24 protein-coding genes are annotated in these 19,630 nt (G+C 70.8%); 6 read left to right on the top strand and 18 right to left on the bottom strand.

What is annotated here, in order from left to right; translation table 11 throughout:
* Positions 1 to 278 precede the first annotated feature (278 nt).
* The 4 genes from ACLBXP_RS13430 to hemB all read right to left on the bottom strand — a co-directional run bounded on the left by ACLBXP_RS13430 (position 279) and on the right by hemB (position 3,196).
* Positions 279 to 1,025: an arginyltransferase gene (locus tag ACLBXP_RS13430; protein ID WP_447668217.1), complete on the bottom strand. Its 747-nt coding sequence runs from the start codon at positions 1,023 to 1,025 to the stop codon at positions 279 to 281.
* A gap of 129 nt (positions 1,026 to 1,154) precedes the next feature.
* Entirely contained in the window at positions 1,155 to 1,643 is a 489-nt protein-coding gene (locus ACLBXP_RS13425) for an RDD family protein (RefSeq protein ID WP_447668216.1), read from the bottom strand.
* A gap of 108 nt (positions 1,644 to 1,751) precedes the next feature.
* Positions 1,752 to 2,141 (bottom strand): hypothetical protein, encoded by a 390-nt coding sequence (locus ACLBXP_RS13420; protein WP_447668214.1) that lies wholly within the window; start codon positions 2,139 to 2,141, stop codon positions 1,752 to 1,754.
* Positions 2,138 to 3,196: a porphobilinogen synthase gene (gene hemB, locus ACLBXP_RS13415; RefSeq protein ID WP_447668213.1), complete on the bottom strand. Its 1,059-nt coding sequence runs from the start codon at positions 3,194 to 3,196 to the stop codon at positions 2,138 to 2,140. Before hemB ends, ACLBXP_RS13420 begins: the two co-directional genes overlap by 4 nt.
* Positions 3,197 to 3,347: 151 nt before the next feature.
* Between hemB and ACLBXP_RS13410 the strand changes: the two genes are divergently transcribed.
* The 3 genes from ACLBXP_RS13410 to ldtR all read left to right on the top strand — a co-directional run bounded on the left by ACLBXP_RS13410 (position 3,348) and on the right by ldtR (position 5,537).
* Positions 3,348 to 4,418, top strand: a complete 1,071-nt coding sequence (locus tag ACLBXP_RS13410; protein WP_447668211.1) for an enoyl-CoA hydratase/isomerase family protein — start codon at positions 3,348 to 3,350, stop codon at positions 4,416 to 4,418.
* Entirely contained in the window at positions 4,418 to 4,864 is a 447-nt protein-coding gene (locus ACLBXP_RS13405) for a DUF6163 family protein (RefSeq protein ID WP_447668210.1), read from the top strand. Before ACLBXP_RS13410 ends, ACLBXP_RS13405 begins: the two co-directional genes overlap by 1 nt.
* A 163-nt stretch (positions 4,865 to 5,027) precedes the next feature.
* The gene (gene ldtR, locus ACLBXP_RS13400; protein WP_447668209.1) at positions 5,028 to 5,537 is read left to right on the top strand and encodes a transcriptional regulator LdtR; all 510 of its coding nucleotides are present in this window, start codon (positions 5,028 to 5,030) and stop codon (positions 5,535 to 5,537) included.
* A gap of 184 nt (positions 5,538 to 5,721) precedes the next feature.
* Here the strand turns inward: ldtR and pqqA (ACLBXP_RS13395) are convergent, their stop codons facing one another.
* The 3 genes from pqqA (ACLBXP_RS13395) to pqqA (ACLBXP_RS13385) all read right to left on the bottom strand — a co-directional run bounded on the left by pqqA (ACLBXP_RS13395) (position 5,722) and on the right by pqqA (ACLBXP_RS13385) (position 6,136).
* Positions 5,722 to 5,811: a pyrroloquinoline quinone precursor peptide PqqA gene (gene pqqA / locus ACLBXP_RS13395; protein WP_447668208.1), complete on the bottom strand. Its 90-nt coding sequence runs from the start codon at positions 5,809 to 5,811 to the stop codon at positions 5,722 to 5,724.
* A gap of 72 nt (positions 5,812 to 5,883) precedes the next feature.
* Positions 5,884 to 5,973 (bottom strand): pyrroloquinoline quinone precursor peptide PqqA, encoded by a 90-nt coding sequence (pqqA, locus tag ACLBXP_RS13390; RefSeq protein ID WP_447668208.1) that lies wholly within the window; start codon positions 5,971 to 5,973, stop codon positions 5,884 to 5,886.
* Positions 5,974 to 6,046: 73 nt separating this feature from the next.
* Positions 6,047 to 6,136 (bottom strand): pyrroloquinoline quinone precursor peptide PqqA, encoded by a 90-nt coding sequence (gene pqqA, locus ACLBXP_RS13385; protein WP_447668207.1) that lies wholly within the window; start codon positions 6,134 to 6,136, stop codon positions 6,047 to 6,049.
* Between the two features lie 464 nt (positions 6,137 to 6,600).
* Here pqqA (ACLBXP_RS13385) and mgtE point away from each other — a divergent pair, with 464 nt between their 5' ends.
* On the top strand, positions 6,601 to 7,971 hold the full coding sequence (mgtE, locus tag ACLBXP_RS13380; RefSeq protein WP_447668206.1) for a magnesium transporter: 1,371 nt from the start codon (positions 6,601 to 6,603) through the stop codon (positions 7,969 to 7,971).
* A gap of 13 nt (positions 7,972 to 7,984) precedes the next feature.
* On the opposite strand, the gene rfbA is transcribed toward mgtE, so the two are convergent.
* The 9 genes from rfbA to ACLBXP_RS13335 all read right to left on the bottom strand — a co-directional run bounded on the left by rfbA (position 7,985) and on the right by ACLBXP_RS13335 (position 14,538).
* Positions 7,985 to 8,854 (bottom strand): glucose-1-phosphate thymidylyltransferase RfbA, encoded by an 870-nt coding sequence (gene rfbA / locus ACLBXP_RS13375; RefSeq protein ID WP_447668205.1) that lies wholly within the window; start codon positions 8,852 to 8,854, stop codon positions 7,985 to 7,987.
* Between the two features lie 2 nt (positions 8,855 to 8,856).
* Complete coding sequence (gene rfbD / locus ACLBXP_RS13370) at positions 8,857 to 9,756, bottom strand: dTDP-4-dehydrorhamnose reductase (protein WP_447668204.1); 900 nt, start codon at positions 9,754 to 9,756, stop codon at positions 8,857 to 8,859.
* A 4-nt stretch (positions 9,757 to 9,760) separates the two neighbouring features.
* On the bottom strand, positions 9,761 to 10,822 hold the full coding sequence (gene rfbB, locus ACLBXP_RS13365; protein WP_447668203.1) for a dTDP-glucose 4,6-dehydratase: 1,062 nt from the start codon (positions 10,820 to 10,822) through the stop codon (positions 9,761 to 9,763).
* Between the two features lie 11 nt (positions 10,823 to 10,833).
* The gene (gene rfbC, locus ACLBXP_RS13360; protein WP_447668202.1) at positions 10,834 to 11,385 is read right to left on the bottom strand and encodes a dTDP-4-dehydrorhamnose 3,5-epimerase; all 552 of its coding nucleotides are present in this window, start codon (positions 11,383 to 11,385) and stop codon (positions 10,834 to 10,836) included.
* A gap of 123 nt (positions 11,386 to 11,508) precedes the next feature.
* Positions 11,509 to 11,796, bottom strand: coding sequence for a helix-turn-helix domain-containing protein (locus ACLBXP_RS13355; protein WP_447668201.1), 288 nt, complete (start codon positions 11,794 to 11,796; stop codon positions 11,509 to 11,511).
* 130 nt (positions 11,797 to 11,926) lie between these two features.
* The gene (locus ACLBXP_RS13350) at positions 11,927 to 12,211 is read right to left on the bottom strand and encodes a BrnT family toxin (protein ID WP_447668200.1); all 285 of its coding nucleotides are present in this window, start codon (positions 12,209 to 12,211) and stop codon (positions 11,927 to 11,929) included.
* Positions 12,212 to 12,280: 69 nt separating this feature from the next.
* The gene (locus tag ACLBXP_RS13345; protein WP_447668199.1) at positions 12,281 to 13,276 is read right to left on the bottom strand and encodes a methyltransferase domain-containing protein; all 996 of its coding nucleotides are present in this window, start codon (positions 13,274 to 13,276) and stop codon (positions 12,281 to 12,283) included.
* On the bottom strand, positions 13,273 to 14,124 hold the full coding sequence (locus ACLBXP_RS13340; RefSeq protein WP_447668198.1) for a hypothetical protein: 852 nt from the start codon (positions 14,122 to 14,124) through the stop codon (positions 13,273 to 13,275). Before ACLBXP_RS13340 ends, ACLBXP_RS13345 begins: the two co-directional genes overlap by 4 nt.
* A gap of 192 nt (positions 14,125 to 14,316) precedes the next feature.
* Complete coding sequence (locus ACLBXP_RS13335; protein ID WP_447668372.1) at positions 14,317 to 14,538, bottom strand: type II toxin-antitoxin system prevent-host-death family antitoxin; 222 nt, start codon at positions 14,536 to 14,538, stop codon at positions 14,317 to 14,319.
* Between the two features lie 653 nt (positions 14,539 to 15,191).
* Between ACLBXP_RS13335 and ACLBXP_RS13330 the strand changes: the two genes are divergently transcribed.
* Both ACLBXP_RS13330 and ACLBXP_RS13325 read left to right on the top strand, forming a co-directional pair.
* Positions 15,192 to 16,520, top strand: a complete 1,329-nt coding sequence (locus ACLBXP_RS13330) for a Hint domain-containing protein (RefSeq protein WP_447668196.1) — start codon at positions 15,192 to 15,194, stop codon at positions 16,518 to 16,520.
* A 214-nt stretch (positions 16,521 to 16,734) separates the two neighbouring features.
* Positions 16,735 to 17,538: a 50S ribosomal protein L11 methyltransferase gene (locus tag ACLBXP_RS13325; RefSeq protein ID WP_447668195.1), complete on the top strand. Its 804-nt coding sequence runs from the start codon at positions 16,735 to 16,737 to the stop codon at positions 17,536 to 17,538.
* Here the strand turns inward: ACLBXP_RS13325 and ACLBXP_RS13320 are convergent.
* Positions 17,530 to 18,807 carry a hypothetical protein gene (locus ACLBXP_RS13320; protein ID WP_447668194.1) on the bottom strand — a complete coding sequence of 426 codons (1,278 nt, stop codon included), beginning with the start codon at positions 18,805 to 18,807 and terminating at the stop codon, positions 17,530 to 17,532. The two genes, ACLBXP_RS13325 and ACLBXP_RS13320, sit on opposite strands and share 9 nt — an antisense overlap.
* Before the next feature lie 95 nt (positions 18,808 to 18,902).
* Positions 18,903 to 19,451, bottom strand: a complete 549-nt coding sequence (locus ACLBXP_RS13315; RefSeq protein ID WP_447668193.1) for an ankyrin repeat domain-containing protein — start codon at positions 19,449 to 19,451, stop codon at positions 18,903 to 18,905.
* Positions 19,452 to 19,630: the final 179 nt, after the last annotated feature.

Below are 19,630 nucleotides of genomic sequence, written 5' to 3'. Positions count from 1 at the left end.
CGATGCTTTCCAGAGACGGCCGGGCAGTCGGCCCTCGGAGGAGGACGCCGGTCTCCGATCGATCCCTGGAGGGCTCCTTCGAGGCCCCCTTGCGGGGGCACCTCAGGATGAGGTGGGTGGATGGGATCCGCCGGGTCCTACGTTACTTCCCACCCGCGACCTCATCCTGAGGTGCGCAGCGAAGCGAAGCCTCGAAGGAGCCATCCAGGGATCGCCGAGAAGCCTGGAAGGCTCCATCGAGGTCCCCTCGTGGGCGGCATCGCCCGGCCAGGCAGCCCCTACTCCACCCGCACCCAGCCCTGGGCCATCAGGCGCTCCTGGGGCTTGAAGCGGGCCTTGTAGTCCATCTTGCGGGAGCCCTCGACCCAGTAGCCGAGGTAGAGGTAGGGCAGGCCCAGCGCCTGGGCGCGGGCGATGTGGTCGAGGATCATGTGGGTGCCGAGCGAGCGCGCGGCCTCCGCGGGGTCGTAGAACGAGTAGACCATCGAGAGGCCGTCCGCGAGGACGTCGGTGAGGCAGAGGGCGAGCGGCGTGCCGGTGCCGCGGCCGTTGATCGCCGTGTCGGGTCCGCGGCGGCGATAGGCCACGAGGTGGGTGTCCACGTGGCTGTCCTCGATCATCATGGCGTAGTCCAGCACGCTCATGTCGACCATGCCGCCGTCACCGTGCCGGGCGTCGAGGTAGCGGCGGAACAGGGCGTACTGCTCGGAGGCCGGGCGGTTCGGCTCGGGCGTGCCGACGAGGTCGGCGTTGCGGGCGAGGATGCGGCGCTGGCTGGCGCTCGCCTCGAAATCCGCCACCACCACCCGCACCGAGACGCAGGCCCGGCACGATTCGCAGGCCGGCCGGTAGGCGATGGTCTGCGAGCGGCGGAAGCCGCCCTGGGTCAGGATCTCGTTGAGGTCGCGGGCCCGCCGGCCGACGAGGTGGGTGAACACCTTCCGCTCCTCCTGGCCCGGCAGGTAGGGGCAGGGCGAGGGGGCGGTCAGGTAGAACTGGGGGGTATCGCGCGGGTGGCTCGTCACGCTTCACGTCGCCTTGGTCGTCGGCCCGGCATCCGCGCCGACGAAGGGAGTGTAACGTTCACGCCGCCGTGCTCAATGGGCCCGGCGACGTCTTCGTGCACTATTTGGTGGTAGCGCCCTGCCCCACCTTCAGGCGGTGCGGACCACCGCGAGGCCGAGGAGCAGGTCGTGGCCGAGCCGCCGGTCGCTGCGGGTCACCCCGAAGAGGATGTCGACGAACCAGAGCAGGAAGGTCGAGACCGCCACGTAGAACAGCAGCGCGTGGACGGCCGCCGTCAGCATGTCGACCCGCCGGCCGCTCTCCGGCGCCACCACGCGCAGGCCCATCATGCGCATCCCGAGCGTCGATTGCCGGGAGCCCCCGACCGTGATCGCGCTGTAGAGGATGCCGCTCGCGGGCAGGACCGCGAACAGCGTCCAGCCGAGCCCGAAGGTGACGAGGCCGATCACCGCGATGGCGACCCACAGCAGCGCCGTGAAGCCGAAGATGAACAGGATGTCGAGGAGGTAGGCGACGCAGCGCGCACCGAGGCTCGCCCGCACCACGGGCAGCGGCAGCGGCGGCGGGTAGCCGGGCGCCTCGAAGCGTTGCGCGTAGCCGGGTTGGGGGTTGATCATGGCCGTTCGCGTCCGATGCGGGCGAGGTTCGGGCCCGCGGCGGAGATCTGGGGACGCGGCCGCGCGGTCTCAAGAGCCCTCGTCACGGGCTCTCCTCACGGGCTCTCCTCACGGGCTCTCGGGCCGCGGCTGTCCGGGATCGTCCGCGGCGGCGTCCGGCGTGTCGAGGTAGTAGCGCTTGAGCAGGTAGAGGGCGGCACCGTTCAGCGCGGTGCGGTCGGTGGTGACGCCGACGAGCTCGGCCCCGGCGTTGAACTGGCACAGCGCCCAGTGCTGGCGCACGCCCACCCGGTAATCGACCCGCACGCTGTCGGGCGGGGAGCCCGGCCCGACGCGCAGGAGGGTGACGCCGGTCTCGCGCGGGACGAGGGCGGGGATCGCCCGCCGGCAGAGGTCCAGGCGCTGGCGCTGCACCGCGCTCTCGCAGGCGGCGAGGCCGAGCCCGAACCCGCCGGCCGCCCCGAGGAGGAGCAGGCCGCGGAGGCGCGCGCGGCTCACGCCCGGTTGAGCAGCCGCTCGGCGACCCGGGGCGCGTAGTAGGTGAGCACGCCGTCCGCGCCCGCGCGCTTGAAGGCGAGCAGGCTCTCGACCATGGCGCGGTCGCCGTCGAGCCAGCCGTTGCGGGCGGCGGCCTCGATCATCGCGTACTCGCCCGACACCTGATAGGCGAAGGTCGGCACCCCGAAGGCGTCCTTCACCCGGCGGATGATGTCGAGATAGGGCAGGCCCGGCTTCACCATCACCGAATCGGCGCCCTCGTCGAGGTCGAGGGCGACCTCGCGCAGGGCCTCGGCGCCGTTGCCCGGGTCCATCTGGTAGGTGCGCTTGTCGCCCACCAGCGCCGCCCTTGTGCCGATGGCGTCCCGGAAGGGCCCGTAGAAGGCGCTCGCGTACTTCGCCGCGTAGGCCATGATCTGCACGTCGCGGTAGCCCGCCGCGTCGAGCCCGGCCCGGATCGCGCCCACGCGCCCGTCCATCATGTCGGAGGGGGCGATGATGTCGGTGCCGGCCTCGGCCTGGATCAGGCTCTGCTCCACGAGGAGCGCCACCGTCTCGTCGTTGAGGATGGCGCCGTCCTCGAGGAGCCCGTCGTGGCCGTGGCTCGTGTAGGGGTCGAGGGCGACGTCGGTCATCACCCCGATCTCGGGAACGGCCCGCTTCACCGCGCGCACCGCCCGGCAGACCAGGTTGTTGCCGTTGAGCGCCTCGGAGCCGGTCGCGTCGCGCAGCTCCACCTCCGTGTAGGGGAAGAACGAGACGGCCGGGATGCCGAGGCGGGCGGCGCGCTCGGCCTCGCGCACCACCTGGTCGACGCTCAGGCGCTCGACCCCCGGCATGGAGGCGATCGGCTCGCGCCGGCCCTCGCCCTCGATCACGAAGAGCGGCCAGATCAGGTCGTCGACGGTGAGCGTGTGCTCGCGGACGAGGCGGCGCGACCACTCCGCCTTCCGGTTGCGGCGCGGGCGCTGGGTGATCTTGAGGCCCTCGGCCCTGGCGTCCTGGCGGGCGGCCTCGACGGCGAGCGGGCGCGGTTCGGGGGTGTCGTTCGGCATCGGCGTCGGATCGCGGCTGGGTCTCGGGTCGCCGCCGGGCCTAGCACATCCGCGATTCGCCGCGAAACCCGCGTGGGGCGCCCCTGAGTTGACGCGGGCGGGCGGGCGCCCTCTAACCCCCGCGAGCACGGGGACGTGGCACGGAGGCGGCATGGCGGGCGAGGCGGCGGCGCAGGTGGCGGCGGAGCACGAGATCCTGTTCGAGCGGCGGGGCGCCCTCGGGCTCGTCACCCTCAACCGCCCGCGGGCGCTCAACGCCCTCACGGCCCCCATGTGCCGGGCCTTCCACGCGCAGCTCGACGCCTGGGAGGCGGACCCCGCGGTCACCCGCGTCGCCGTGCAGGGGGCGGGCGGGCGCGCCTTCTGCGCCGGCGGCGACATCCGCTTCATCTACCAGAACGGCCGGGCCGGGGACTGGGACGCGGTCTACAGCCTGTGGGAGGCCGAATACGCCCTCGTCGCCCGCATCCACCGCTTCGCCAAGCCCTACGTGGCGCTGATCGGCGGCGTGGCGATGGGCGGGGGCGTCGGCGTCTCGCTCCACGGCAGCGCCCGCGTCGCCGGGGAAGGCTACGCCTTCGCGATGCCCGAGGTCGGGATCGGCCTGTTCCCGGATGTCGGCATGACCTACGCCCTGCCGCGGCTCCCGGGGCGGATCGGCAGCTACCTCGCGCTGACGGGGGCCCGCATCGGGCCGGGCGACGCGCTCCTGGCGGGGCTCGCCACGCACCACGCGCCGGCTGCCGCCTTCGAGGCCATCCTCGCGGCGCTGGCCGAGGGGGCGCCGGTCGCCGGGACGCTGGAGGCCCATGCCGCCGCGCCGCCGGAGCCGGGCCCGCTCGCGCGCGAGCGCGCCACGATCGACGCCTGCTTCTCGGGCGACACCGTCGGCGCGGTGCTGGCCCGCCTCGATGCGGACGGCTCGGACTTCGCGCGCGAGACGGCGGCGCTGATGCGCACGCGCTCGCCCACGAGCCTGTGCCTCGCCCACGCGCAGATGCGCAAGGGGCCGGCGATGACGTTCCGGGAGGCGATCCTCGCCGAGTACCGCCTCGTCACCCGCGTCATGGCGGGCCGCGACTTCTTCGAGGGGGTGCGCGCCGTGATCATCGACAAGGACGGCCGCCCGCGCTGGGAGCCGGCGACGATCGAGGCGGTCGACCCCGCCGCGATCGAGGCCGCCTTCGGCCCGGCCGACCGGCCCGAGCCGGAGTTCCGCTGATGCGCGGCCCCCTCGGACGCGCCGGCATCGGCGATCTCGGCAACGACCGCATCGAGCGGGGCGCGGCCGCGCCGAAGAGCACATGGGACACCGCGCTCGTCTGGTTCATGCGCATCACCGCGCTGGTGTGGGTCGCCAAGGGGGTGCTGTCGTGGGCGGCCATCCTCGACGTGCTGCCCGGGACCCGTCCGTTCGAGGCCGAGCCGGTCGGGCGGCAGGTGGTGATCGTCTACTTCGCGGTGATCGACCTGACGGCGGCCGTGGGGCTCTGGCTGACGAGCGCCTGGGGCGGCGTGATGTGGCTGCTCGCCGCCACCTCGGCCCTGACGCTCGCGGTGCTGACGCCGCAGTTGCTCCCGGTGCCGATAGCGTTGATCGCGGCTCAGGCAAGTATCGTTACGATCTACTTTGCGCTGTCCTGGCTGGCCGCGCGGGAAGTGCGGTAAATGTAGCGTTATGTCGATTGCTTCAGTTTGCATTTACCGACAGAAGTAAATCGCGAATTCATCCTGTCGCTTAAAGCGCTTTTCATTCCCCACCCGTAGGTTGCCTCCATAAGCGGTGCCGGACGACACGGCGCCCGACCAGAACAAGACGGGTAGGCATCCAATGAAGTCCCAGGCCATCAAGGTTGTCGAAACCAAGGACGCGGAGGCCCCCGCCGCGGGCGGCCACTACCTCGAGGCGCTGCACCTCGTGGAGCGCCTTCACCGCCGCCTCCTCGACGTGATCAAGGACGAGTTCGAGCGCCGCGGCCGCGAGGACGTCAACAGCGTCCAGGCGCTGCTGCTCTACAACATCGGCGACAAGGAGCTGACGGCGAGCGAGCTGCGCACCAAGGGCTACTACCTCGGCTCGAACGTCTCCTACAACGTCAAGAAGCTCGTCGAGGCGGGCTACCTCCACCACGCCCGGTCCAAGACCGACCGCCGCTCGGTGCGGATCAGCCTGACCGACAAGGGCCGCCAGGTGCACGAGATCATCCAGGGGCTCTACGACAAGCACGCCCGCACGATCCAGCCGATCGGCGGCATCTCCGAGGACGATTTCGGTCGCCTCAACCAGGCGCTCGGCCGCCTCGAGCGGTTCTGGACGGACCAGATCCGCTACCGCCTCTGAGCGAGGACGAAGGCCCCCGAACGCAAGAGAGCCGGGCAGCGCGCTGACGCTGCCCGGCTCTCTTGCGTTTCCATCCCGCGACTTCGCCGCGCGAGCGGCCGGTTTGCCCGGGCCTGCTCATGAAAAGGGCGCCGCCCCTTAGCAGGGCGGCGCCCGAACAGCGGTCGCTGACGCGACGGCCGGCTTAGTGGAAGGTGTCGATCTCAGCGGACTCGTAGCTGGTGACTTCCATGCCGACGCAGATCTCGGAAACGACGGGAGCGGTCCAGGCCATGATGATTCTCCAGGTTGGGTTCGGTTGAGGGGGCACGTAAGGGTCGGCGCCCGTGCGGGCGCCGGACACGCCTTAGTGGAAGGTGTCGATCTCAGCCGACTCGTAGCTGGTGACTTCCATGCCGACGCAGATCTCGGAAACGACGGGGGCGGTCCAGGCCATGATAATTCTCCGGATTGAGATGTGGACTGTAGGGTGAGGACGGTGCGAAGCGGCTCCGAGGAGCCGGATCGGCTTAGTGGAAGGTGTCGATCTCAGCCGACTCGTAGCTGGTAACTTCCATGCCGACGCAGGCTTCCTGAACGATCGGTGCTGACCAGGTCATGGCGTTCTCCCTTCGCCGTCCTTCGATGCCCGGAAGATAGTCGATGCGTTGGGCGCAATACAAGTGGGCCCTACACTTATATTTCTCACAGGCAGCGCGGCCGCTGCGACGGGGCCCCGCCCGATCGTGGGCGGACGCATGAATTCGCGAGGCGCATCAGAGATATGGTGCCGGACGGCCGCTTTCGCAAACCGGCCGCGCGGCGGCCCCGGACAGTCCTCGCGAATCGGGCTTGACGCGCCCGCGCGCGGGGCGCACCACCCCGGCGCGCGCCGTCACCTTCGCCGGCGGGTTCCGCTTCCGTGACCGATGCCCAGCGACAGTTCCCCTCGATTGCCCGAGCCGTGCCCGGCCGTGCGCACTGCCTTCGCCGTCCGGCCCTGACCTGAGGCCGCGAGCCCGGCGGGGCGCACCGCGCGGCCCGGTCACGGCCCGCGCGAATGCCCGGCAGAAGGCGAAGGCCCATGAACGAGATCGCCCCCTTCGACATCCGCGTCGACCCCTCCGTGCTCGCCGCGCGGCTCTCGGACGAGCGCGCGCCCGACATCGTCGAGGCCCTGAACGAGGAGGCGCCGGAGGTCGCCGCCGCGATCCTCCTCGGCCTGCCGCACGAGCGGGCGGTCGAGGTGCTCGACCAGCCCGAGCTCGACTGCGCCGCCGACATCGTGGAGATGCTGCCCCGCGACCGGGTGGCCTCCTACCTGTCGGGCATGTCGGCGGACCGCGTCACCGACCTCTTCCGCGAGATCGAGGAGCCGGGCCGCTCGGACCTGCGCGCCCGGCTCGATGCCGAGACCCGCGGCGCCGTCGACCGGCTCAGCGCCTACGGCGAGGAGACGGTCGGCTCGCTGATGACCACGGAGTTCGTGACGGTGCCGGGCAACTGGACGGTCGCCCAGACCCTCGACCACGTCCGCCGCGTCGAGAAGACCCGCGAGACGATCTATGCGATCTTCGTGCTCGACCCCCGCACCCGGGCGCTCACCAAGGCGGTGCCGCTGCGGCGCCTGATCTCGGGGAACCCCGGCGACAACGTGCTGTCCGTGGCGCCGGGCCGGCGGCCGCTGGCGGTCTCGCCGACCGCGAGCCGCGAGGAGGCGGCGCGGCTGATCTCGAAGTACGACCTCCTGGCGCTCCCGGTGGTGGACGCGGTGGGCCACGTCATCGGCATCGTCACCGTCGACGACATGATCGACGCGATGGTCCAGAAACAGACGCAGGACGTGCAGCGCTTCGGCGGCATGGAGGCGCTGCCCGAGCCCTACATGGACATCGGCTTCTTCACGATGATCCGGAAGCGCGCGGGCTGGCTCTGCGCCCTGTTCCTCTCCGAGATGCTCACCGCCTCCGCGATGCAGGGCTTCGAGGGGGAGCTCGAGAAGGCGATCGTGCTGACGCTGTTCATCCCGCTCATCATGTCCTCGGGGGGCAATTCCGGCAGCCAGGCGACCTCGCTGCTGATCCGCGCCCTCGCCCTGCACCAGGTGCGCCTGCGCGACTGGTGGCGGGTGGCCTTGCGCGAGCTGCCCACCGGCCTCCTCCTCGGCGCCATCCTCGGGCTCATCGGGGTGGTGCGCATCGTGATCTGGCAGAAGCTCGGCTTCTACGATTACGGGCCGCACTGGCCCCTCGTCGCCGCGACCGTCGGGGCGGCGCTCGTCGGCATCGTCACCTTCGGCTCGCTCACCGGCTCGATGCTGCCCTTCGTGCTGCAGCGCATCGGCTTCGACCCGGCCACCGCCTCGGCGCCGTTCGTGGCGACCCTCGTCGACGTGACCGGGCTCGTGATCTACTTCTCGGTGGCGCTGCTGATCCTCCGGGGCACCCTCCTGTGAGGCGGCCCGCCCCTCAGGACTCGCGGGCGAGCCTGAGGAGGTTCTGCCCGTAGGCCGTCTTGGCGAACAGCTCGCCGCGGGCGACGAGCTGCGCCTTGTCGATGAAGCCCTGCAGGAAAGCGATTTCTTCAAGGCAGGCCACCTGCAGGCCCTGCCGGTGCTGGATGGTGCGCACGAACTCGGAGGCCTCGAGCAGGCTGTCGTGGGTTCCCGTGTCGAGCCAGGCGTAGCCGCGGCTCATCCGCTCCACGGAGAGTTCGCCCCGCTCCAGGTAGGCCTGGTTGACGCTGGTGATCTCGAGTTCGCCGCGCGCCGAGGGCGTCACGCCGGCGGCGATGTCGAGCACCTGGTTGTCGTAGAAGTACAGGCCCGTGACCGCCCAGGTCGATTCCGGCTCGCTCGGCTTCTCGACGAGCCGCAAGGGACGTCCGCCGGGATCGAGGGTGACGACGCCGTAGGCCTGCGGATTCTCGACGTGGTAGGCGAACACGGTGGCGCCCTTCCGGCGCGCGGCGGCGCGCTCCAGCAGTTCGCTCATGCCCGCGCCGAAGAACAGGTTGTCCCCGAGGATCAGGGCGACGTCGTCCTGGCCCACGAAGTCCCGGCCGATGATGAAGGCCTGTGCGAGCCCCTCCGGCCGGGGCTGCACGGCGTAGGAGAAGCGCAGCCCGAACTGCTCGCCCGATCCGAACAGGCGCCGGTAGTTGTCGAGGTGCTCCGGGCTCGAGATGATCAGGATGTCGCGGATGCCGGCGAGCATCAGCACCGAGACCGGGTAGTAGATCATCGGCTTGTCGTAGACCGGCAGCAGCTGCTTGTTGATCGACAGCGTCGCCGGATGCAGGCGCGTGCCGGACCCGCCGGCGAGCACGATCCCCTTCATGGTCAGGCTCCTGATCTCGTCGTGGCGGGCCCCAGCAGCGCGTCGAGGATCTCCTCGAGCGCCGCCTCCCAGGGCCGCGGGCGGATGCCGTAGGCCGCCGTCAGGCTCTCCGTGGAGAGCACGGAATTGGCCGGGCGGCGGGCCGGCGTCGGGTAGGCGCTCGTCTTGATGCCCTCGACCGGAACGCTGCGCCCGCCGCGCCGGGCCCCGCCCGCGACGATCGCCCGCGCGAAGTCGCACCAGGTGGTGGCGCCGGCATTGACGCAGTGGAAGGTGCCGGTCGGCGCATCGGGCTCGCGGGCGAGGCGCAGCGCCACCGCGGCCAGCGCCGCCGCGAGGTCCCCGGCCGCGGTCGGGCAGCCGTGCTGGTCGTCGACCACCGTCAGCCGGTCGCGCTCGCCGGCGAGCCGCAGCATCGTCTTCACGAAGTTGCCCCGGTGCGGGCTCACCACCCAGGCGGTGCGCAGGATGGCGTGGCGCGGGTTGGCGCTGCGCACGGCGATCTCCCCCGCGGCCTTGCTGGCGCCGTAGACGCTGCGGGGATCGATGCGGTCGTCCGGGCGGTAGGCCCCGGTGCCGGCGCCGTCGAACACGTAGTCGGTCGAGACGTGGACGAGAGGGATGCCGGCCCGGTGGGTCTCGGCCGCGAGGAGCGCGGGCGCCACGGCGTTGAGCGCCCAGGCCGCCGCCACCTCGGACTCGGCCTTGTCGACGGCCGTGTAGGCCGCCGCGTTGATCACCGCCCCCCAGGGACGCGCGGCGATCGCCGCGGCGACCGCGCTCGCGTCGGTGATGTCGAGGGCGGCCCGGTCCGGGGCGTGCACCCGCACGCCTTCGGGCCAGACCAGGTTCCGCAGCTCCGTGCCGACCTGGCCGGCGCCCCCGAGGATCAGGATGTCCATCGCCTCAGCCCTGGCCGGGTTCGGTCAGCCCGAGGCGCTCGCCCTTGTAGCGGCCCTGGCGGATCGGCTCCCACCAGTCGCGGTTGTCGAGGTACCAGGCGACCGTCTCCTCGAGCGCCTGCTCGAAGACCTTGGCGGGCGACCAGCCGAGCTCGGCCTCGGCCTTGGCGGGATCGATCGCGTAGCGCCGGTCGTGGCCCGGCCGGTCGGCCACGAAGCTGATCAGCCGCTCGTGCGGACCCGCATCGGGGCGCAGGCGGTCGAAGGCCGCGCAGAGCGCCTTCACGACGCTGAGGTTGGTGCGCACCGCCTTGCCGCCGAGCAGGTAGGTCTCGCCGATGCGGCCCCGCTCCAGCACCGCCACGAGGCCCTTGGCGTGGTCCTCGACGTGGATCCAGTCGCGCTCGTTCTGCCCGTCGCCGTAGACCGGCAGCGGCTTGCCCTCCAGCGCGTTGAGGATCATCAGCGGGATGAGCTTCTCGGGGAAGTGGCGCGGCCCGTAGTTGTTGGAGCAGTTCGTCACCAGCACCGGCAGGCCGTAGGTCTCGTGCCAGGCCCGGGCCAGGTGGTCGGAGGCGGCCTTGGACGCTGAGTAGGGCGAGCGCGGATCGTAGCGGCTCTCCTCCGTGAAGTAGCCGTCCGGGGGCAGCGAGCCGTAGACCTCGTCCGTGGAGACGTGGAGGAAGCGGAACCGCGCCTTCGCCTCGCCCGGCAGCCCCTCGTAATGCGCGCGGGCGGCCTGGAGCATCACCTGCGTGCCGATGACGTTGGTGCGCACGAAGGCGCCGGGCTCGGTGATCGAGCGGTCGACGTGGCTCTCGGCGGCGAGGTGCATCACCGCCTCGGGCCGGAAGTCCGCGAAGGCCGCCTGCACGGCCGGCGCATCGCAGATGTCCGCCTCGACCAGGCGGTGCCGGTCGCTGCCCGCGAGGGGCTTCAGGGAGACGGGGTTGGCCGCGTAGGTCATCGCGTCCAGCGTCGCGACCTCGTGGCCGAGGTCCTGCACGAGGTGCAGCACGAGGGCCGAGCCGATGAAGCCGCAGCCTCCGGTGACCAGGATGCGCATGGGGCTACTCCTCAGAACAGGTCGGGCAGGTCCGCGAGCCGGGGCGCGGCCCGGTCCTTGTCGGACAGGATGGCGGCCCCGGCCTCGACCGGCCAGGCGATGCCGATCTGCGGATCGTCGAAGGCGAGATTGCGGTCGTGGGCGGGGCTGTAATAGGCGTCGACCTTGTAGGCCACCATCGTGTCCGGCACGAGGGTGCAGAAGCCGTGGGCGAAGCCTGCCGGGACGAAGAGCTGCTCCCCGCCCTCGGCATCGAGCCGGACCGCCACGTGCCGCCCGTAGGTCGGCGAGGCCCGGCGCAGGTCCACGGCCACGTCGAGGATCGCGCCGGCGAGCACCCGCACGAGCTTGGCCTGGGCGGCCGGGGCGATCTGGAAGTGCAGGCCGCGGACCGTGCCCTGCGGGGCCGAGAAGGACTGGTTGTCCTGCACGAAGGCGTTCGGGATGCCGCCCTCCGCCAGCGCGTCGGCCCGGTAGGTCTCGGAGAACCAGCCGCGGGCGTCGCCGAAGCGCTTGGGCCGCACGAGCTTGACCTCGGGAATCTCGGTCGCGATCACCTGCATCCCGTCACCTCCACGGCCCGCCCCGGCCCGAATGGACGCCGCAATCCCGTCATTCCGGCGTGGTGTCAAGAATCGGACTATCGCGGGAGCGAGCGGCGGCGGCGGAATGCCGTGCAATCCGGGCTAAGGTGACGGCGGTTGGAGCGCCTCGCTGACGGCCTTCGCGTCCCGTCCGATCACGACGAGATAGGCACGGGCCGCCGCGTCGGGCTCCTTGCGGCCCTGCTCCCAGTCCCGCAGGGTGCCGACCGGAATGCGGAAGCGGGCTGCGAACGCGTCCTGCGACAGCCCGAGGGCCCGGCGGATCACCCGTACCTGCGGCGTGCGCCGCATCGTCGCCAGCTGATCCGGCGTCAGCGGCTGCGCGTCGGGGTCGCTCAACGCCGCCGCGTGCCGCTCGTCCTCGCTCATCGCGTCGAGGCGGCTCCAGTCGTGCCCCGACATCGCTGCGCCGCAGGCCGGCGCTTCGGGAAGCCCCGGGGCATCGGGCTCGCGGGATGAGGCAGGCGCCGCGTCGGCTATCCCGTTTGCATCGAGGGTGTCAGGCGTTGGCTTCATGATAGCGCCGCCTCTCCTGCGGTCCTGCTGCTCTGGCCGAGACGATTCGGATGACGTCATTTCTCATCGTGTAGGCGACGTACAGCAGGTAGCCCTCGACCATGCCGACGAGGATCGAACGAGATTCACCGTAGGCAAACCGCTCGTCGGGCCAGTCCAACGCGAACGGGTCGCGGAACGCGTCGCGCGCCATCTCGAAGGTGACGCCGTGCTTGGCGACATTGGCAGTCGCCTTCGCGTCGTCCCATTGGAAGTAGCCATCGTCCATACCTACGGCTTAGCCGTAGGTATGGCAAGCATCAAGCTTTTCCTATGACCGAAATCCTATAAGGCTGCCTCACGCCGCCCGTAGGTAGAACGCCGCCTGGTCGCCGCGTCCCTCGCGGTTGAGCCGCTCGGCGGCCGCGCGCCAGGCGGCGATCTGGTCCGGCGTGAACAGCGGCGCGCCCTGCCCCCAGCGCCAGGATTCCTCCGAGAAGAGCGGGATGTCGCGCCGGTACTGCTCGCTGCCCCAGAACTGCAGGTCGTAGGAATCGTGCGCGACGTGGGCGACGCGCAGGCCCGCCCCGCGGGCGAGGTGCGCGAGGCTCGCCCGGGTGTGGAGGAAGAGGTGGCGCGGCGCGTCGAGCTGCACCCAGTCCGTCCCGTAGGTGTCCCAGGCCTCGGAATCCGCGAGCGGCAGGCGCAGCAGGCAGGTGCCGCCCGGCGCGAGGCGCGCGGCGACGGCCGCGAGCGTCTCGGCGGGGTCCGGCAGGTGCTCGAAGGCGTGGTGGAGCATGATCAGGTCCCAGGCCCCCTCCGTCCCGTCGAGGCGGGCGCGCCGGACCTCGAGGCCGTTGGCGTAGCGGGTGTCGGCGGGCAGGAACGGATCGATGCCGAGGCCCCCCTCGTAGCCGGCCAGCCGAAGCTGGTAGAGGAGCCGTCCCGAGCCGCAGCCGACGTCGAGGATGCGGCTACCGGGGGTGAGGCCGAGGCGGCGGAGCGACCAGAGCGGCCGGCGCATGTCCGCGTGGGGGACCGCCGCGGCCTCCGCCTCCGGGAGGGTCAGGAGCGCGCGGACCCGCTCGCCCAGAGCCGCGCGGTGGTTCGCGTCGGAGAACTCCGCGTCGAGGTCGCCGAAGCTGTAGTAGCCGTCGCCGTAATAGGGGCCGAGATCCGCCGGCACCTCGGCGATCTGCAGGCAGCCGCAGGCCGCGCAGGCGAGGTAGGGGAAGCGCTCGCGGCGGCCGAACATCATCTCGCGGGCGACGTGGGTCCGGTTGCCGGCCCGGTTGCCGCAGACCCGGCAGGCGGGCCGGCCGGCAAGCCGCGCCGCCCAGTCCGCGAGCCTCATCGGGGACCGTCCGCGGGTGCGGGAAAATCCCCCCGGAAGGGATGGAAGACGTGGGCCCGCCCGGCCGCGTGCTCGGCCACCACGACCTCCAGGGGCACGTCCGCCCCCATGGCGTTGAGGATGCGCGCCTCGGGCGGGGCGTTCCGCGTCGCGGGGTCCGCGGCCCACCACGGCACGAAGGGATGGTCGGTGCAGAGCCGCGTCCCGTAGAGGTGGGCCAGCGTCGGCAGCTTGTACTCGAGGAAGCCGGCCTCCGGCGGGCCGTCCGCGAGGTAGCGGTCGAGGAAGCTGCGCGGCAGGCAGGCCACGATGAACAGGCAGCACCAGAGGGGCGGCACGCCGCCGTGGCGCTCCCGCAGCCAGTCCTTGAAGGCCGCGAGATGCGCCCCCTTCTCGGGGGTGGCGGGCTTCAGCCAGCCCCACCAGCCCTCGACCTCGGCGGCGGGGCGCAGGCCGGAGAACAGCGCCTCATCGCGGGCGAGGCCGCCGAACAGCTCGTCCACCGGGCGCAGCACCAGCATGTCCCACTGGACGATCACGACGGTGTCCCAGGGCAGGTCGCGCCCGCGGTCGCGGTACCAGGCGGCGATGAGCTGGTCGCCGTGGTGCCACTTCCAGGCGTCGTCGCGGGCCTCCGCGAAGGCGTAGTGGTCGTCGAGGAGGGGCCCGAGCCGATCGGCGGCCGCCGCGGCCCCCTCGGGCGCGCCGCCGTAGAGACCGTAGATCGCCGTGCCGGGGTTGAGGGCGCGCAGCTGCCGCAGGCGGTCCTCGCAGGTGTCGAGGGCCTTGTAGAACCAGAACAGGATCGCGAGGCGCGGGCCCGGATCGTCGGCTTCCTGCGGCATCATGGCCGGGCCATCCCACGATCGGCCCCGGGCCACAAGCCCGGGGCCGGCGGGCGGGCGCGCTTGAGTTCCGCGTGGGCCGGCCAGCCCTGATCCAGCAAAGGGTTGGGCTATGCGAAACACGCTTGCAGATCGTCCTCATCCACTCCGCCAGCTCGGCCCATCGCTGGCCTTTGGAGGGCGCCCCGGCCGAGATCACGTTGGTGTCGACCAGGTACACCGCTCACAGCTCCGCGTCGCGCGGCGGGCTTGCGTCGCGTTCGGGCACTTCGCCGGCCTCGACGGGGCGGCCATGAGCAGGCTCCCGAACGATGGAACCCGGCTCAGGCGCTCCCACTCCTCGAAGCTGATCACCACGGCCTCGCGGCGGCCGTGGCGCGTGATGACCGAGGGCTCGCCGCGCCGTGCCTCGCCCACCACCGCCCGCAAGGCTGAGGCGCTAACCGCGGAAGAGCGGAGGCCGAAGCGTGACGCCGTGGCATAGCAGCCGCAGAGACACGGGAAATGCCTCGGCAGCCCGCTGCAACCCTGGGCGCATCGCCGGAGATCGGGTAGCGCAAGTCAGAGCGAAGTGGGCGCAGCTAATTGCAGGGTGAAAGCGGCGATGGCGAAGGCTCTTGACTGTACCATAGCCAAGCTGGGTCAGCTTCTGCAGTTGAAGGCACTCAGCATCATTGGCACATGGTGCGTATTGTTAGTTGTTCCGATTGATTCCGCAATCTCTCAAGTTGTAACGCACCCAGATGGTCCGGCCAATGAATTAGAAGCTGCTATCCTGGCTTGTGATGGTTACTATCCTCCTGCAGCTCACGTTTGCCTCAAAAGGCAAATAATAAAATCTGGCATTACATTGGATTATCTTCGTTCCATAAACCGTCATTGCTTCAATAGATCAAATTCTTGCTTATATACTTATGTTGTAAAAAGATACGCAAGTATTGGGTCTATTTCTCGTACAAGATACGTGACTTGGGATGTGACTTTGCATTTGCCAAGCAAACATAACTCCTTGGAAGACCTGAATGTATCAGTAATTCAACACTCAGTAAGGGTTGAACAGGGGAATTAATATGCCAGACGCGACAGGAAATTGGACCATCTCGGAGGCACAGCTCCTTCTGAACTATGCAGGCGTACCTATTGCTGGTTTCAAGCACAATTTTTTTATAGTTCGAGATGAGCAAGGCGCAATCCAGTACGAAATCAACGGCTTTGCGCAAGGGCCGGATGGAGAACGCCTAGCCATCGGAACTTTCGGACAGCCTTTGAGGGTGTTCATAGATAATAGAGCGTATTTCGGAGACAATCCTAGCAATGTCATCAACGAAACTCCGCTTGTATCTGGTTCGAGACAAGAAATAGAGACGCGGATCAACGCTGCTATAGCATGTGCAGAAAGAATCTCAGCTGATGATGTGACGTATCAGATTACAGGCAGAAACAGCAATTCCGTGGCATCAACGGTTGCTGCCTGTTTGGGCGTGGAAGAACCAAGGAATTTTATTGGGATACTTACACCTGGCGCAAACAATATCTTAATACCCGATAGAGACATTATCGCGATTCAAAGGAGCGCGGGTTTTACCGACGCTCCCGATACACTGGGTCCCAAGTGTTTCCTTTCTGGCACGCCTGTTCTGATGGCGGATGGCAGCGAGAAGCCCATTGAGGAGGTGCGCCCGGGCGACCTCGTCATGGCCTTCGACGGCTCGGCCGATCACGGCCGCGGTGGCCTGGTGCCCCGTCCCGTCACCCGCACCTTCCGGAACACCGCCCGGCACGTCGTCGACCTGCGCGGCCTGCACTGCACCCCCGGCCACGTCTTTCTCACCGGCGAGACCGACGCCCACGGCCGGGGCGTGTTCAAGATGATCAGCACCATCCTGAAGGAGGACGGCACCATCGTCCTGGCCCAGGGCGGCGCCGTCCTACGTGCCCGCACCGGGGCCCCTGTGGGCTCGATCGACGACACCCCCATCCAGATCGTGTTCCCCGACCGCGAGACGGGCGGGGAGACGGTGTGCCTGGCCCGCGCCGGCATCCCCTGCCTGGCCGGAGCAACCTCGGGCGCGGGCGGGCGCGAGGTCTGGTCGCCGGCCCACATGCTGGCCCTGCACGGCACCGAGGTGCTCCCCAACGGCCTCCTGCGCGACGCCGACGGCGCGCTCTCGGACGCCACCGACTGGCCGGCCGGCTCCACCCCGTTCGACACCGAGGCGGGCCGCAACTGGATCGTGCGCACGGCCGCGGGCGAGGCCTACACGCCCGCGTGGATCGCCGCCCTGCCGGAGAACGAGGACGAAACGGCGGGCTTGCGTGTGGTGGACGAGGCGCAGGGGCAGGCTGGGCGGCGCAACCCGGCCAGCATGGTCCGGCCCGCCCTCGCCGCGGCAGGCTAGGCCACGGCCGGCGCCGGCCAGAACCGGGCCGCGCGGCGCAAGGCCGCCGCCCTTACCCGCGTGAAGGAGGTCACACCCTGGCCGGGCTGCCTCGCGGCCCGGCCGTGGCCGTCGAGCACATCAGCCGAGATGCGCAACTCTTGAATTTCGGGGCGATTGCACGGAAAGGTCGCGACATTCCTCCCCGAACGGCGGCGAGCGGACGGCCGACACGATGGATCTCAACGCGATCATCGCGCAGCGCGTGAAGGCGATGGCGGCGGAGGGCGCGCTCGACACGCCCGCCGGCCTCAACCGCTGCCTGCGGCTCCTGGCGATCTGGCGCTCGAAGCTGATCGACCGCGAGATCATCGCCCGCCACGGCCTGACGATCCAGAACGGCCCCTTCGCGGGGATGCGCTTCCGCAGCGAGGCGGCGGAGGGCTGCCTCGCGGCCAAGCTCCTCGGCTCCTACGAGGAGCCGCTGCACGGCTTCCTGATGGAGGTGGCGGGCTCGGCCTACGAGGCGATCATCGATGTGGGCTGCGCGGAGGGCTACTACGCGGTCGGCCTCGCGCGGCGCACCACGACGACGCGGGTCTACGCCTACGATACCAACCCGGCGGCGCAGGAGGCCTGCCGGGAGCTCGCGGCGCTCAACGGCGTCGCCGACCGGATCGAGGTCGGCGGCGAGTTCCAGGGCGAGCGCTTCGCCGAATTCGCGGACCGGCGCACCCTCGTCGTGGTGGACATCGAGGGTGCCGAGGACGCGCTGCTGCGCCCGGACCTCTACCCGGCGCTGGCGCGCATGACGATCCTGGTCGAGTGCCACGACGTCTTCGCGCCGGGCCTGTGCGAGGCGATCGCGGGGCGCTTCCGCGCGAGCCACGCCGTGCGGCGCATCGACGGCCAGCCGGCGCCCCCCGCCCTGCCCGAGTGGTTCGAGGCCACCAACCACCTCGACCAGCTGCTCGCCGGCTGGGAGTGGCGCTCGGGCCCGACGCCCTGGCTCGTGATGCGGCCCAGACCCTCAGCCTGACGGTTTTCTGCGGGTCCGGTCCAGGAAGTCGAGGACGCGCGCGGCGTTCGGCAGGGCCGCCCCGTGGGCGCGGGCCGCCGCGTAGGCCCGCGCCGTCACCGCCTCGGCGGTGTCCCGCCCCTCGGGCGTGCGCGTCAGCCACTCGACGAGGCGCGGAATGCGGCGGGGGCTCTCCACGAGGAAGTGCTCGCCGGCCACGAAGGCCGGGTGCCGGTAGCGCTGGTTCGTCACCACGAGCGTGCGGTTGAGGAAGCCCCGCACCGCCATGTCGTACCAGTGCACGGGGCCGACCTCGCCGGGCGCGAGGTCGATCAGCACCCGGGCGGCCCGGGCGGCGGCGAGCCCGATCTGCAGGGTCTGCCGAAGCTCGGCCTCCCCCGGCACGCAGGTCGACGGAGGGCCCGGATACCAGACGAAGCCGTCGAGGGAGGAGAGACGCGCGGCGCCGCGGCTCAGGAGATCCTCGGCGACCTCGCTCCGCGGACCCGCGAAGGCGAAGTCGAGGGGACGCTCGGCCCAGCTCCAGGCCGGGGCGCCGTCCGGCGGAAGCTGGACCGCGAGGGATTCCAGGAGGGGGGCGTCGAACAGGGCCGGGTCGAACAGCTCGTCCACGCGCTCGGGCAGGACGAGCATGTCGGCGTGCGGCAGGCCGCAGGCCTCGTAGAGGAGGCCGTTCTGCGGGTCGCCGTCGAGGAGGCCCCGGCAGGCGAAGGCCAGCGGCAGGATCTGCGAGGGCGGCGCCGCGTGGACCGGAACCGTGGGGCAGAGCACCGCGTCGGCGATCACCGCGTCCGTCCGCCAGGGCGGGTCGACCTCGAAGAAGAAGAACTCGTGGGGGGCGAAGACCAGGCAGTGGGCCTCGCGGGCCGCCGGGTCGGCGCGCTCGTTGCGCAGGCGCGCGGCGATGCCGAGGCGCCCGAGCGCCCGCGCCATCAGCTCGGCCTGGAGGCGGACCGTGAGGGCGCTGCGGCTGTGGACGTAGAGGCCGACCTCCTCGCCGACGAAGCGCGCCACGAGGCCGGCGAGGTCCGGCGGCAGGGCCGGCGGCGGGGCTGGCTCCAGCGCCTCCGAGAGGCGGACGAGGGTCGCGACGGCGCCGTCCGGCGTGCAGAAGTGCCGGTTCTCCCAGACGCCGTGCTGCACGTAATGCTCGAACAGGTTCGGGGCGGCCTCGGCCAGCCCCGGGTTCAGCGCGCCGTAGCGCGTCGCGTCGAAGGTCGGGAAGCGCCGCATCCGCTCCGCCAGCGCCGGCACCTCGATGTAGCCCATCCGTTCACCCGACTCCGCCCCTCGAACCGGCGCGCACCTTAGCCGGCAAGGCCCACAGGACAAGCGCCGCCGTCGGCCCCGGACGGCCGGGCGGATCAGGCCGCGGGCGGCGAGCCGGGCCCGCGGCCGACGCCGGCGAGCTGGGCCGGCGTGGCAGCCGCCCCCATGGCCTGCGCCATCTCGGCGGCCGTCTGGCCGGCGGCGTCGCGGCGGTCCGGGTCGGCCCCGCGGGCGAGGAGCAGCGCGACGATCTCGGTCCGGTCGAACATCGCGGCGGTCATCAGGGCCGTGCGGCTGCCGGTCCCGACCCCGTCGACCGCCGCGCCGTGGTCGAGGAGGAGCCGGACGATGGCGCTCTCCCCCTTGAAGGCCGCGCCGGCGAGCGGCGTCTGGCCCCGGTCGTTGGCGAGCTCCGGGTCGCCGCCGGCCTCGAGGATCACCCGGGTCGCCGCCTCCTGGCCGTTGTAGGCGGCGAGCATCAGCAGGCTGTCGCCCTTGTCGTTGCGCAGGTTGGCCGGCAGGCCCTGGCCGAACAATTCGGCGAGTTCGTCGGCATGGCCCATGCGCGCGTACTGGAAGACGCGGGCCGCGAAGGCCAGGGTCTCGTCGTCGAGGGCGGGCGTGGGGTTGCTCGGGTCGGCCATCGGTCTCTCGCGGGGAAGGCCCGCAGGATCTGGCGCCGCGGGCCGCCCCTGTAAAGCCCGGCGCGGCGTCGGCCCCTCCGCCGCGCGTATCGCCGGGAATCGCTCTTGGCAATCGCGATGGACCGATGTTATCAAATGTTAGTGTTTGAAGTAAAACCGCGGATGCAGGTATGCATCGG

This window comes from Methylobacterium sp. A54F (assembly GCF_053346035.1).
Note: the sequence above shows the minus strand (reverse complement) of the source record. Positions and strands in the feature narration are given on the sequence as shown.